Raw genomic sequence first — 12,935 nt, 5'->3', positions numbered from 1 at the left:
ACTATACAGGGGGGGAGTTTCAATCCTGCACTGAGACGGGCGTTTCTCTCATCGGGCGAGGTTCCGGTCATGCTCTCAAGCCTGCGCCGCAAGCAACCACGGCATGGGCTGAGGGTCCGATCATGTATCTGGGAGGGGGAGCCATCGCTTGCTCCCCAGGTTTGCCGGTCAGACCGTAACGACGACCTTGCCGATCTGGTCGTTCGATTCGAGGAAGCGGTGCGCGTCCTGGATGGCGTCGAGCGGGAAAGTGCGCGCGATCCGCGGCTTGAGCGCGCCCGATTCCAGACCCGCCACGATGAAGGCCTTGGCGCGATCAAGGGCGGCGTCGTCCGAGACGATCTCACTGTAGAGATAACCCTTGAGCGTAAGGCTCTTGCCCAGCACGGAGAACAACGGGAACGGTGTCGGCTCGCCGCTGAGCGCGCCATATTCGAGCAGGATGCCGCCGCGCGCCATGCTCGCGGTCAGCGGCTCGAACGACGGGCCTCCGACCGGGTCGAGCACCACGCGCGCACCTGCACCATCGGTTATCTTCATCACCCTCGCCACCAGATCCTCTTCCTCGGTCGCGACGACATGATGTGCACCGGCATCGATCAGGGCCTGGCGCTTGGCTCCGGTACGCGTCGTCGCGATTACCGTCGCGCCGACCATCCGCGCAATCTGGAAGGCAGCAAGGCCGACGCTACTGGAAGCAGCGGTGACGATGACGAAATCGCCCTCGCCGAGCTTCGCCTGCTCCACCAGCGCGCCCCAAGCGGTGACATACTGCATCCACACGGCCGCCGCTTCCTCGAACGACAGCGCGGCCGGATGCTTTACGACAAGGCGGGCAGGCACGTTGGCGACCTCGCCATAGGTGCCCCAGCACGCGATGTCGAGCGGGGGGATGACGCTGACGGCTTCGCCTTCCGCAAACCCGGTCACGTCCGCGCCGATCTTAACGACGGTGCCGGCAGCCTCATAGCCAAGGCGGCTCGGGAACTCGGCTTCCTGAAGGTAGGCATGGTTGCGGAACATCACCTCGGCGCGGTTTATGCCTATCGCCTTGACCGCGATCTGCACCTCGTCGGCCGCGGGCGCGGGCACTGCCAAATCTTCAATCTTGAGGACACTGGCGTCGCCATATTCGTGGATTCGAACGATGCGGCTCATGGGCCACTCCTTGAATATTGAATGATCGTTCAGTATCGGTATGGGCCACCAGCTTCAAGCTATTATTTATCGATCATTCCATATCGGGCGCGAGACATGACTGAGACGAAAGCCCGTCGCGGCGCAGGTCGCCCTCGTGTGTTCGACACTAACGCAGCGCTCGACAAGGCGGTGCGGCTGTTCTGGCAGCGCGGCTACGAGGCGACATCGATGGCCGATCTGGTGGCGGAGACTGGCGTCGCCGCCGCCAGTCTTTATGCGGCGTTTGACAACAAGGCGGGGCTGTTCGCGGCGGTGATCGAGCGCTACGCCGCGACGTTCAGCGTCCACCTCTATGCACCCATCAACGATCCGGCGTTATCTACCTTCGAGGCCGTCAAAGGCCTGCTGGAACGAGCGGCGTCATCGTTTTCGGAACCTGGAACGCCCGCCGGCTGCTTCATGTATTCGGCAGCGGCAGCCGTTTCGCCAGCGTCTGCCGCCATCGAATGCCTGCTGCGCGAAAAACGTATCGCGGCGGAGGCCCTCCTGATCGAGCGTCTGCATCGCGGCGCCGCGCAGGGCGAGCTTGCGGCCAATGCCGATCCGGCCGTGCTAGGCAAATTCATCAATACGGTCATGGAAGGCATGTCCGTTCAGGCGCGCGACGGCGCTACGATCAACCAACTGCTCTCCATCTGCAAAATGACACTCGATCGATGGCCGGCCGGGATATGATTGTTAAATGGTGGTCATCTGCCAATCCGCTTCCCGCGACCGAACAGTCGAACTTATCTCATAGGACGAAAGCACATGAAACACGTGGAGGGATCGAAGAACCGTTGATTGGCGCGCGTGGGTCCTGATTTAAGGCTTTTGTCGTGGTGATTGACGGTTCCCGGGGTGGCTTTCGACCTTCGCTTTGAGCAGATCGGGGGCTGTCATCCGCTGGATGGCTACGCGCTTGCGTTCAACCTCTCCAGGAACAGAAAGCGCCGCATGTTGTAGACGATATTGGCCAGGCCGATCCTCATGGTGGCCCGGGTGATACCCACGGTCCGGACGAACAGACCCGTCTGCGATTTCTGATCGGCAAAGACGTGCTCGACGCGGGATCGGATCACCGACTTCCCTGCGTTGGACCGCTGGATATGGCGGGGCATGGGCTTGAGATGCGGCTTTTTCCTGTGGACCTTCGAGACGAAACCCTCTTTGTCCATGAAGTCCTCATTGGCTTTCGAGCGATACGCGGTGTCGGCCCAAACGCTTGAGGCCGTATTGGTTTTATCTAGCAGGCCCTCGCGCAGTCTGGCGCCATCACTGGCGGCATCCGTCGCTTTCCATTTCCGGATCAGTCGAAACTTTCGATCAATGGAAACATGCGATTTGTAGCCAAAGAACGGAATGGCGAGGTCCGTGGCCGGGGGCGTCCCGTCCTCCTGCCGCTTTGCCTTCGTGAACTTCAGTGTCCATCGCGCATGGCGATCCTTGTGGGATAACTTGGCCGGCTTGTCCTGCCAGTCCTGCGGAATGCGGCCTTCCCGAAGATCAACTTTCTCCCCGTTGGTATTGCGCTGCTTTGGCGCTGCCACCAGCGTGGCATCCATGATCTGGCCGGACATCGGCAAATACCCGGCGTTGCGCAGAGTTGCATCAAACCGGTCAAACAGTCTTTCAATAGCTCCCGCCTGGGTCAGGCGTTCACGGAACAGCCAGACCGTTTTGGCGTCAGGCACCCGGTCCGATAACGCCAGGCCGAGGAAGCGCATGAAGGATAGCCGGTCGTTGATCAGATACTCCGTTCGCTCGTCGGAGAGATTGTTCAGCGTCTGGATCACCAGGATCTTGAACATCAACACCGGATCGAACGGGGGGCGGCCGCCTTTGCTCCCGTCTGAATAGGCCAGAGCCCTGTCCAAATCAGGGCGGAACGTCTCAAAATCCACAATCCGGGAAAACGCTTCGAGCTGATCGCCCAGCCCGCTTAACCGAGCCAGTCTTTCGTCAACATCAAAGAAACCCGGCTACTTCATGAGCCATTCCTCCCGTCATCACACCAAGGATCGAATCACACAGAGAGGGCCAGAACCAGGGGTTTTTCGAACCCTCCACTTAGGTGCTCTAGATAAGGGGGAACAATTTCTTAACGGAAGCTATAAATATCTTGTTTGGACAGAAGATACCGACACCAAACCGTTAGAAGTTCTCCTCGTGGCGAATGGAATTCCCTCCGATCAGACACTGATCTTTAGCTATCAAGCAAGCAGTAAGGTCGATGCAGCTAAATTAATGGCTTCTTTTACGGAACGCGTGAGACCGGGAGTCAGAGGTGGCCCCCATTTTTCGGACAGGTGTCTAAGCTCTCATGACCGTCATTAGGGGAGTGCAGTTGCAAGAAGCCTACACCATGACTGGTGTCTGGTGTGACCAAAAACTGATAGTGGACCTGACGGGTGTGCCGCGAGCCGATCGACGACGATTGATCATGCTCTCATCCGCGGGTTGGCTACCGCATTTCCCATTTCCGTCGTGGGCCTTCCTCTCTCTATAGACGGGCGTCGGTCGAAACCTGCCCCAGCTTACAACGAGGATTACCCATCTTGCCTGGTCTTCGCGGCACGCCCGTCAGGTCCGATGACCGGGCGAAGGAAGCCGTGTCAGGTTGGTTGCACGCGGCGACCGATATCCCAGATGAAGCCGACCAGCTCGCGCGCGATCGCCGTGATTACTTTCGGCAAGGCTTTACCGGATGCCGCTAAAGTTCGGTAGCGCTGGCACAAGCGAACTTGCGCCTTCCATGCAATTGCCCTGATTTCCTCTGGCAAGTCCTCGACACGCGCCCGATAACGGCGCTCCTCGCGTGCCGGCAGGCGGTATGACCAGGCTGCCTCAACCAGCATTGCGCGTGTTTCTCGGTTTCCGGTTTTTGTGATGGCGCCGCGACGGGTACGGGTGCCACTGGAAGCCTCTGATGGCACGAGACCAAGCCAGCCCATGAGTTGTTTGGGTGTTTCAAAACGGCTGAGGTCCCCGATTTCTGCAGCAAGCGTTATGGCCACGATGGGGCCGACACCGCGCAACGCCTGCAATGCCTTTACTACTGGCGCGAGTGACCAGCGCGGTAACGCCTCCATGAGCATGGTGTCCAGTCGATCGCAACGCTGCTGAGCTTCTTCAATGCGTCGGATGCTTTCACCCAAAATAAATTGCTGATGTGGTATTTCAAATGCCTGACTTCCCAGCCATCTCCAGTGCGCTTTTGTCCAGTTCGTACGACCGGTGAATTTACGCCCATGGCGCAACAGAAACCCCAGAAGCATCTGTCGGCAGGCAACAAGATCCTGTCTGACCTGGCGCCGACTGCGTACGAGGTCTCGCATAGCCTCGTGTGCCGGATCCGGGATCCAGATTGCCGTCAACTCACCCGATCGCAACAGTCGCGCCAACATTTCGGCGTCTCTCCTGTCCGTCTTCACCCTGTCGGCTGGCTTGCGCGGTATTACAGATGGGGCGATGACACTGCAGTCCATACCCATGCCCAGCAACTGGCGATGGATGCCGTACCCGCAGCCACCTGCCTCATAGCAAAAGTGGAGTGTCGCATCAGGCGTAGCCAGGCGCGACACCAGACGTCGTATGGCCTCGGGCGTGTTGAGAATTGTCCCGTGGAACCGGATTTCTCCCGATCGCCCATCGTCTGCAACAGCCACGGCAATCGTCTCTTTGTGGACATCCAGACCGATGAATTTTACCGTCGACATTGTCATTCTCCTCTCGTGACAAAGTGAGCTTACGCTCCTCCTGACCTCGGAAGGCGAGGCAAATGACGGTCATTGGGTCTATAATCCGACCTGAGAGAGGACGGGTTTTATGGGCAAGGTTACGCACAAGAGGTATGCAGCGGAGTTCAAATCACGGGTTGCGCTGGAGGCGATCCGCGGGGAGCTGACGCTGGCGGAACTGGCGTCGAAACATGGCGTGCATCAGACGATGATCGCTCAATGGAAACGGCAGGCGATCGAGGGGATGGCGGCAACCTTTTCCGGGAAGGCGGCGTCTGAGCCCCCGGTCAGCCCTGCTGATGTGGAGAAACTACACGCGAAGATAGGCGAGCTTCTCGTGGAACGGGATTTTTTACGCGATGCCTCTGCTCGGTTGGGCGTGATCAGAGGCGGCAGATGATTGACCCGAAGCGAGCACGTCTGCCGATCATCCGGCAATGCACGCTGCTACAACTCAACCGGTCGGGCGTGTACTATCGGCCTGTGCCACAGAACGAGGCCAATCTGGCGTTGATGCGGCTGATCGACGCCCAGTTCCTGGAAACGCCGTATTATGGCTCGCGGCAAATGACATGGCATCTGCGCCGCCTGGGACATGAAGTCGGTCGTAAGCGGGTCCGGCGGCTCATGGCGATTATGGGGCTGCGGGCGATCTACCAGAAGCCACGCACAAGTGTGCCGCATCCGGAGCATCGGAAATATCCCTATCTGCTGCGGGATCTGGTCATTGATCGACCTAACCAGGTCTGGTGTTCCGATATCACATATATCCCGATGAAACGGGGATTTCTCTATCTCGTGGCGATCATGGACTGGTTCACGCGCAAGGTGCTGTCCTGGCGTCTGTCGAACACGATGGACGCGGAGTTCTGTATCGAGGCGCTCCGGGATGCACTGATGCGCTACGGCACTCCGGAAATTTTCAATACGGACCAGGGCTCACAATTCACGACGCCCCGTTTTACCGGGCTCCTGGAAGAGCGTCAGATCCGCATCAGCATGGATGGACGTGGGTGCTGGCTGGATAACGTGTTCATCGAGCGTCTGTGGCGGTCGCTGAAATACGAATGTGTCTACCTGCACGCCTTTGAGGCCGGATCAGAACTTCGAGTGGGGCTCACGAAATGGATCGCCCATTATAACGGGCAACGTCCCCATACGGCTCTGGCTGGACGAACGCCTGATGAGGCGTATCATGGCGTGCCGACGCCATCTGGCCCGGGGTTAACCCCGGGCCAGATGGCCAACAGCAACGCCGTCAAAATGGCGGCATAACAACAACCGGGTATAGCTTATTCAAACCCAAAAACTGTCCGAACAGACGGGGCCACCTCTCTCTTCAGAGTATGCCGGACGGTCTCAAAATTGGGTTTGAAGCCACCGGTGGACAGGAATGGGCACTCTGGCGTCTTCTCATCAGTATGGGACTCAATGCAGTCCAGTTGCCTCCTGCACAGATCAAAGCTTTCGCACTCTCCATGGGGAAACGCGCGAAAACCGATCAGATCGATGCGGAATTGATTGCGCGCTTTATGGCTTTTCGTCCAGAAGAAGGACGAACACTGCCGGATGTAAAACGCCAGTTTCTGCGGGTACTGACGGTGCGCAGAGCTCAGATGGTGGAGGCACGTAAACGGCTTTCTGCCCAGATTTCGGCGCGCCGCAAACAGGGTGTGAGCGCTGAACTGGAGGACATGGACAGCAGTCTCAAAGCATTTCTCGAAAGCCAGATCAGCGAGCTCGAACAACGGATTGAAAGCGTTATCGCAGAGGCAGAAGAACTCTCCGCGAAAGCAGAACTTCTCCGCTCCATTCCTGGTATCGGCCCGGTATCAGTCTCCATGCTTCTCGCAGAAATGCCGGAACTCGGCCGTATGACGGCGACAGAAGCTGCTGCCATGGCCGGACTTGCACCAATGGCTCACGATAGTGGCGCGATGCGGGGGAAACGTGTCATTTCAGGGGGAAGAAGATCTCTCCGTCACGTCCTGTTCCAAGCAGGATTGGCAGCTGCCTGCCATAATCCTGTTCTGAAAGCTGTCGCCAAACGCATGAAACAGCGGGGCAAGCCACATAAACTGGTGATCGTCGCTATCGCACGGCGTCTCATCACAATCGCCAACGCCGTCCTCAAAACAGGCCTGCCATGGCGCATTAGCTCCGCCGCTTAAACACAGTTGCTAGCTGGCGTTCATCCGGACATAATGCTGGAGGCTGGCCCGCTCGGGGTTATGTTAGGACTGATTGTTGGCAAACCGGTCGGCATCTTTGGTGTAACAATTCTTTCGACCCGTCTGAAGATCGGCACGCTTCCGGCTGAAACGCCGACGGGGATGCTGTTTGGGCTTTCGCTGCTATGCGGCATTGGGTTCACGATTAGTCTGTTTATCGCAAACTTGGCATTTTCCGGATCAGATCTTGTGACACCAGCTAAGATGGGCATCTTTGCTGGCTCTGTTCTGTCTGCCCTGATGGGGTGGCTTTGGTTACGCTTCTTATCCCAACACAACCGGCTACCCCCCATTCCTGACAAATTATAGTAGCTTTGTTTTTAAGCCTATATTAGGACCTGCCTCAGCGAGGCGTCTATCAAGAGTGCATAACGTTGCTCCGTGATCGGCGCAGACGGCAAGGTGTAAGGCATCACCTGCACGCAGCCCTAACGCATACTGATCAGAAAAACGCGCCGCTGCCCTGAACTGCTGTGTTGTTATGGGCAAGATCTGAAAGCTTTCAGCGGACAGACGAGTAAAGAGGGCTAACGCATTTGCACGGTCAGCAACGTTGATCTGACCGCTCCGTAGTTTGATTGAAAGTGCGGAAGAAAACTCAGTCGCGACCCAATCACTTATAAATAATTCGTCTGGATCCTGACTGGAAAGCCATGATTGCATCCGGTCTGTCTCTGCCTCGTTGGTCAGCGCGGCAACCAGAACGGACGTATCGATATAAACGCTCAATATCGTGCCTCGTCTCGCATATCCCGTACCATTTCTCGCGCGGACACAGCCTGGACTGTCATATTGGCTGTAAGCGAGCGCAGAGCGTTCAAATCAACAGGCTTGCGCTTGCATGTGACTTTGTCGATTTGTGCGACGATTTTCCCCCGACGCATAATACGAACGGGTTCGCCCTGCATGGCCTGATCGACCAAACGACTGAGGTGGGCTTTTGCGTCCACCAAATTCACAGTTTGCACATCGAATCTCCTGACCATTAAACTAGTCATTTCATAGCACGGAGATTTATTCTAAGGTACACAAATTAAGCGCAACCAGATCGCAGCACAAAGTTTCGTGTCCGCTTTTGTCATATCTGCGTGCATAGCCGACTTGCCGCTTCTCACCTAAGCCGCTGCACAACCGATAAAGGATTGTGGGTCTGTGCGGGGGTGTAATTCCTCACGTCCGGAATGGCAGAGGCGATGAAACCGTCTTTTCCAGAGTTGTCTTTGTCCAAGGACAAGGGCTCCAGATCAGCACATCGGAAGAGCATTTTAGAGACGATTTCATGCGTTGTACCCTATGTCCGATAATGTAAATTAACGGACATAGGGGGTGGAAAGGGGGCGATTATTGGAAAAAAGACGGAGACTTACCTTTTCTTGGCTTAAGGGTTTTCCAGCATTCAGATGAAGATCAAACGTGCGTTGTATCGCCTCGACTTTTTTAGAGATATATCGAGACGAGATTTCTGGGAAGAAATCTCGTCCTATAGTTCCTAAATAATGGTATCTGGTAATATCTATACGGATAATTCTATATCAATCTTATAAGAAAATAACCCATAAATACAAGAAAACAAAGAGCACCTATATAGATAGATATTGATCCAATTATTTGGAGGTTTTTCAAAGATAATTTTCTATGCCCGTCATCCTCACTTACATATGCCGTTAGAAAATATATTCCGACTACAACAACTCCAAATATAAATGAAAGTATCGCGAAATTCATCCCCGAAATACTTCCAAGTGATGAAGTGTTCTGGACTATATAAGATAAGAGTGCCCCAACCGCCGCCGTAGCAAGGAGAAACGTCTTTAGACCTTCCAAGCGTCTGTTGCTGTTTTGATTCTCGATGTCGCTAGCAATTTTATTCGTTTCCGCAATTAACTTTGCTGTCTCGGCTTCGATTTTTTTTATCTCTGCCGCCTCTTTAAGACTTAAATTAGTCATACTCACCTGCTCAAAATCATTACTAGATATCTGGAAGATTAATTATCGACTTATCCTCATAACATACTTATAAGCTAACACTATAGGCGAGGGACATAGCGCGCCTTCCGGCCTGTGAAACAACGGAAAAGTCTCTCAGACGCATTGTCATAACGTCCCGTTCGGAGTGTGACGCAAATCAGGCCCTGTGACTCAGTCTTCCGGTCGAGGATTTCAGATGACGATTTCTCTTGAAGCGCTCAAACAGGCCCGACATGAAAGCCGGTCTGGCACATTGTCTTACACGCAGGCGCTCGAACAACTCTCCAGGCGGCACGGGTTCCGGACGTTTGCGGCCCTCAAGGCCAGCCTTTCCAGGTCAGTGCCCATGGAACTCCCGCGCTCAAACACCGAAAAGACGGGCACCACTACTTCTGGCCTGAAGTGGACACTGGTCGAGCCGGTTTTCGTCGGAGAGTTAGAGGATGCTCCTCCATTTTCCATGGACCAGATCGAGCCGATAGGCGACCGGCTGATTGAGACCACTCATTCCATTCCCCTGCCAAAAGAGCTTATCGAGTATCTGGAGCCCGTATGGAACTCTTATGCTGTGGACGTTTCCAAGAGCGACGTCTCGTAGATTAAGTGGCTGCTCCTCCGTTCGCTGAAAGACTGACCCGTCTCAGTCTCGAACTGGGACGCCTGGACCAGGCGCTGAGAGCGGCATCGGTGACGCCTGCTGTTGTGTTCCGACAACGCTTGGCTGCCATCCAGCGTCACTGCGCTGTCGATGGCTGGATGATTGATCCCTGGTATCTCGTCGCTGAACTCCACGGTCTTGTCCCGAGAGTAGTCGGGCAGGACAGTTTCGAGCGCGGCACGACCGTGGATGCTGCCTCTCATGCCTTTACGCTCTGGCGTTGGTACGCCCACCCGGATGAGACACAGGCAAATGCCATTGCTGAATCTGAAGCGTTCCTGAGCGATCAATCAGCAGGCTGGGGGCCCATCCTCGATGCAGGGGTCGCTTTTCATCGCTGGCTGGAGTCCGGCCGTCCCCGTGCTCCCTTCTGCGCAGCGTTAGGCCGCTACTGGCACTCCCATGATATTCTCCGGACGCCTTTGATCCTGACCGGCATTGAGTCACTCACGCCAGGAACCCCTTGGGAGATCGAGCCCTGGCTGTGCTGGTGGCTCGATGCTCTTCTGGCCGAAGTCCGCGAGGCGCACGACCTTCTGCGCCAGCTAGAACAAGCCAGAAGGCAGGCGCTTGAAAGATGCGGCGCGCAACGTCGGCATTCGCGCGCTCCCCAGGCGATCAATGTGCTGGCGATCCAGCCTCTCGTGTCCGCGTCCATGCTGGCGGAGCGTCTCGGCATGTCGATGAAAAGCGCGCTGCAGCTTCTCAGCGTATTCCAGGACCGGGGCATTGTTGTGGAAGTTACGCACCGGGCGGCTCATCGCCTGTTCGGTCTTGCCGGCCTGAACCCTCTCCGCGACGTTGTGACACCGCCCAAGCGACCCACTCCCGGCCGAAAACGCGGTCGGCCGCGCAAGAATGACCCGTTCACAGCGCACTCTGTCCTGACGGATGAGATGACGCAGCTCCCGCCGCTCACCCGACTTGATCCGGTTCAGTTCGATTATGAGGATCTGGCTGCAGCCATGAATCAGGCGGACGAAGCCATAATGCGAAGTTCCCTTCTAATCGCCCGCGTCAAGGGAAAGAAGGCCAGTTAGACCTGTCATCTGTTCAGAGAACCTGAAGAGATGACTCTTTCAGCGGTCTCTGCAGTTTCAGGGCGTCCGGTGTGGGGGCCGTCAGCCAGGTCTCGATCTCTTCCCGGTCTTCCAAAATGACGGGCATGGCTTTGGGATGGTAGGGCGCGACCACGGCGTTGGCTTCCGTTGTCAGGAAGCCGAAAAGAGCGGCCGTGACCTCGCCTTCCTTGAGTTTGCGCACCGAGGTCCAGGACGTCCAGATCCCGGCAAAAAAGCGGAGAGGCTTCATCTCATCGGCGGCAAACCACACTGGATGAAACGATCCGTCATCCTGGCGCGCCTGTTCCGAGAAAGCCGTGAAGGGCACCACGCAGCGATGCGAAACACCCAGCCAGCGTCGCCAGTGCGGAGATGCCGTATTGCGGATATTCGTCACCCCCCCGGTCGACCTTATGGCCTTTCAGGGCAGAGGCCGGAGACGGCATGCCCCATCGGGCCAGAGCCAGCTCCCGACCGTTCTGCCCGTTGCGCACAATAGGCGCCGCGTAATCCGGATAGACATCCGGCATGAAGGGAAGATTGCCCGTATGGTCATTGAGAACCTCCGCAAGAGCGCGGATCTCATCCTGTGAGGACGTCTGGGCATAGAGGTTACACATGACTGCTCTTCTGTTCTGAAGCCGAATGTCCCATGCGGGACAGACTATCAAAGAAGAAACAACGATCGCTGTGCCTCTGTTTCCTTTTCAGAAGAAATAGAGAGTCTTTTGTTGTTGGTGCGGTGGACTTGTGGGCAGAGCCGCTTCCTGTGGTCAGCTCGTCAGAGCTGTCCCCGGGAAGTGAGCGGCCACCGTAAGGAGGCTGTCCACAACTCCACGGCTACTCGCTTGCTTTCAGACCGATGAGGAAAGGCCTTTAACATCACTCAAACCGCATTTCCGCCGCTTCCGGCCCTGCTCTTACTGGCGAGGTGCTTTTGGTGGGCGGCATCGTGAGCCGATGCCACACGTCCTCACGATCGGGCCTGTGTCGAATGGAAAAACGGACGATCTACTTGACCGCGGGCTTGATGAGGACACGACACCAACGTCTCCGGCCGGTGAGAGGTCTAGTAGTCCTCTCTCGTAATTTAAGTCTGATAAAAGCGAAGAAATTTATCAGCTTGAGGGCTCGAAAAACCCCCCTTTTTTCAGCCTATTTAAAATTATAACTCATTGATATCGTTGTATCTGAAAAAGCTGGGATGAGGGTTTTTAGAAGCCTCCACCTCAATCAAGCAGATTACATTCTCAGGAAAACGACTTCGCACAGAAACAAGCCTCGATTGTAACGTGATCATCAGGCCTGCTCTCGAGGGGAATATATTATCGAGTTGTCCGGGAAGGAGCGCCTCTGCTGCAGGCGGCTGATGCAACCGCTTCTCTAATGTTTCCCGACCGAGCATGTCTGCCAGGATGCCAGTTGTCGACGAACCCGATCCACCAACTGATCAACAGTCTGGATCTGAGGCGTTCCGAAAGTGACCTTCAGGGTATCCCGATACAGATATTGACCCTGATCAGCCGGATCCAGGGGGACTCTCGCCGCGCAGCTTGCAGTCTTCGGTCCATCAAGGTCCATACAGTCGAGAACGAAAAGACGGCCATTCACTTTTTTGACATAGAAATGCCCCCAAGACGTGAGAAAGACCTTATAGTCTCCAATGTTTTCTACCTGCCGTTCAATTGCATGATATTTACTTAATCGGTCCCACATCGCCTGTCCCGAAACATTGTCATCGAAATTCGTGTTGACCGTGACATCGACAGTGCCGCGATAAAATGCGCCGCCTTCGACATCTGTTCTGACGTTCGCCGGATGGAACAGCGACCAGACATCGGGTCTGAGGTCAGGCAGTCGCTCGATCAGCATGAGGGTGGAGCGCTTCTCCGGCCCGGTCCAGGGTGAATACATGGCAACGTATCCGGCAGGGATATCGTAGCATCGCCCTGCAACAACGTAGTGTCCCGGCTTCATGTAGGCGGGAACGTCATGGGAAATCCGATAGGCCGCACCCGCGATGAGAAAGGCAAAAGCCCCTCCCACGCCAAGAAGAATTTTACTGCGTCTGGACAGTTTCAACACGCAATGATCCGAT

12 protein-coding genes and 2 pseudogenes are annotated in these 12,935 nt (G+C 55.9%); 6 read left to right on the top strand and 8 right to left on the bottom strand.

The features are described 5' to 3' along the window. Positions 1-168: 168 nt before the first annotated feature. Entirely contained in the window at positions 169-1,158 is a 990-nt protein-coding gene (locus ABDK75_RS14970) for a zinc-dependent alcohol dehydrogenase family protein (RefSeq protein WP_346006304.1), read from the bottom strand. Between the two features lie 96 nt (positions 1,159-1,254). Between ABDK75_RS14970 and ABDK75_RS14965 the strand changes: the two genes are divergently transcribed. Then, on the top strand, positions 1,255-1,875 hold the full coding sequence (locus ABDK75_RS14965) for a TetR/AcrR family transcriptional regulator (protein WP_346006303.1): 621 nt from the start codon (positions 1,255-1,257) through the stop codon (positions 1,873-1,875). Between the two features lie 218 nt (positions 1,876-2,093). Here ABDK75_RS14965 and ABDK75_RS14960 read toward each other — a convergent pair whose 3' ends face one another. Further along, positions 2,094-3,134: an IS5 family transposase gene (locus ABDK75_RS14960; protein ID WP_346006315.1), complete on the bottom strand. Its 1,041-nt coding sequence runs from the start codon at positions 3,132-3,134 to the stop codon at positions 2,094-2,096. A gap of 660 nt (positions 3,135-3,794) precedes the next feature. Then, positions 3,795-4,898 (bottom strand): IS110 family transposase, encoded by a 1,104-nt coding sequence (locus ABDK75_RS14955; protein ID WP_373317500.1) that lies wholly within the window; start codon positions 4,896-4,898, stop codon positions 3,795-3,797. Between the two features lie 109 nt (positions 4,899-5,007). Here ABDK75_RS14955 and ABDK75_RS14950 point away from each other — a divergent pair. The 3 genes and pseudogenes from ABDK75_RS14950 to ABDK75_RS14940 all read left to right on the top strand — a co-directional run. Next, a protein-coding gene (locus tag ABDK75_RS14950) for an IS3 family transposase (RefSeq protein WP_346006302.1) occupies positions 5,008-6,194 on the top strand; the annotation gives its coding sequence in 2 pieces (ribosomal slippage) (positions 5,008-5,266 and positions 5,266-6,194; 1,188 coding nt in all). A 71-nt stretch (positions 6,195-6,265) separates the two neighbouring features. Continuing rightward, positions 6,266-7,090 carry an IS110 family transposase gene (locus ABDK75_RS14945; protein WP_346006301.1) on the top strand — a complete coding sequence of 275 codons (825 nt, stop codon included), beginning with the start codon at positions 6,266-6,268 and terminating at the stop codon, positions 7,088-7,090. A 9-nt stretch (positions 7,091-7,099) separates the two neighbouring features. After that, positions 7,100-7,459: pseudogene (locus ABDK75_RS14940) on the top strand (Na+/H+ antiporter NhaA); the annotation flags it as partial. Here ABDK75_RS14940 and ABDK75_RS14935 read toward each other — a convergent pair. The 3 genes from ABDK75_RS14935 to ABDK75_RS14925 all read right to left on the bottom strand — a co-directional run bounded on the left by ABDK75_RS14935 (position 7,454) and on the right by ABDK75_RS14925 (position 9,097). Next, complete coding sequence (locus ABDK75_RS14935) at positions 7,454-7,879, bottom strand: type II toxin-antitoxin system VapC family toxin (protein WP_077804081.1); 426 nt, start codon at positions 7,877-7,879, stop codon at positions 7,454-7,456. The pseudogene ABDK75_RS14940 and the gene ABDK75_RS14935 overlap by 6 nt on opposite strands. Then, positions 7,876-8,118 carry a type II toxin-antitoxin system Phd/YefM family antitoxin gene (locus ABDK75_RS14930; RefSeq protein WP_077804080.1) on the bottom strand — a complete coding sequence of 81 codons (243 nt, stop codon included), beginning with the start codon at positions 8,116-8,118 and terminating at the stop codon, positions 7,876-7,878. The genes ABDK75_RS14935 and ABDK75_RS14930 overlap by 4 nt, the downstream gene beginning before the upstream one ends. A 559-nt stretch (positions 8,119-8,677) precedes the next feature. After that, positions 8,678-9,097, bottom strand: coding sequence for a hypothetical protein (locus ABDK75_RS14925; protein WP_061928267.1), 420 nt, complete (start codon positions 9,095-9,097; stop codon positions 8,678-8,680). Positions 9,098-9,314: 217 nt separating this feature from the next. Here ABDK75_RS14925 and ABDK75_RS14920 point away from each other — a divergent pair, with 217 nt between their 5' ends. Together ABDK75_RS14920 and ABDK75_RS14915 are read left to right on the top strand one after the other, a co-directional pair. After that, a complete protein-coding gene (locus ABDK75_RS14920; protein WP_346006300.1) occupies positions 9,315-9,716 on the top strand; it encodes a hypothetical protein in 402 nt (133 codons plus the stop codon). Between the two features lie 5 nt (positions 9,717-9,721). After that, complete coding sequence (locus ABDK75_RS14915) at positions 9,722-10,816, top strand: hypothetical protein (RefSeq protein WP_346006299.1); 1,095 nt, start codon at positions 9,722-9,724, stop codon at positions 10,814-10,816. A 13-nt stretch (positions 10,817-10,829) separates the two neighbouring features. Here the strand turns inward: ABDK75_RS14915 and ABDK75_RS14910 are convergent. Together ABDK75_RS14910 and ABDK75_RS14905 are read right to left on the bottom strand one after the other, a co-directional pair. Beyond that, positions 10,830-11,457 (bottom strand): annotated as a pseudogene (locus ABDK75_RS14910) (SOS response-associated peptidase). Positions 11,458-12,220: 763 nt separating this feature from the next. Then, positions 12,221-12,922: a hypothetical protein gene (locus tag ABDK75_RS14905; RefSeq protein ID WP_346006298.1), complete on the bottom strand. Its 702-nt coding sequence runs from the start codon at positions 12,920-12,922 to the stop codon at positions 12,221-12,223. Positions 12,923-12,935: the final 13 nt, after the last annotated feature.

The organism is Gluconobacter sp. OJA (genome assembly GCF_039638325.1).
Lineage (GTDB): Bacteria > Pseudomonadota > Alphaproteobacteria > Acetobacterales > Acetobacteraceae > Gluconobacter > Gluconobacter cerinus.
This window is presented reverse-complemented; position numbering and strand designations above follow the sequence as displayed.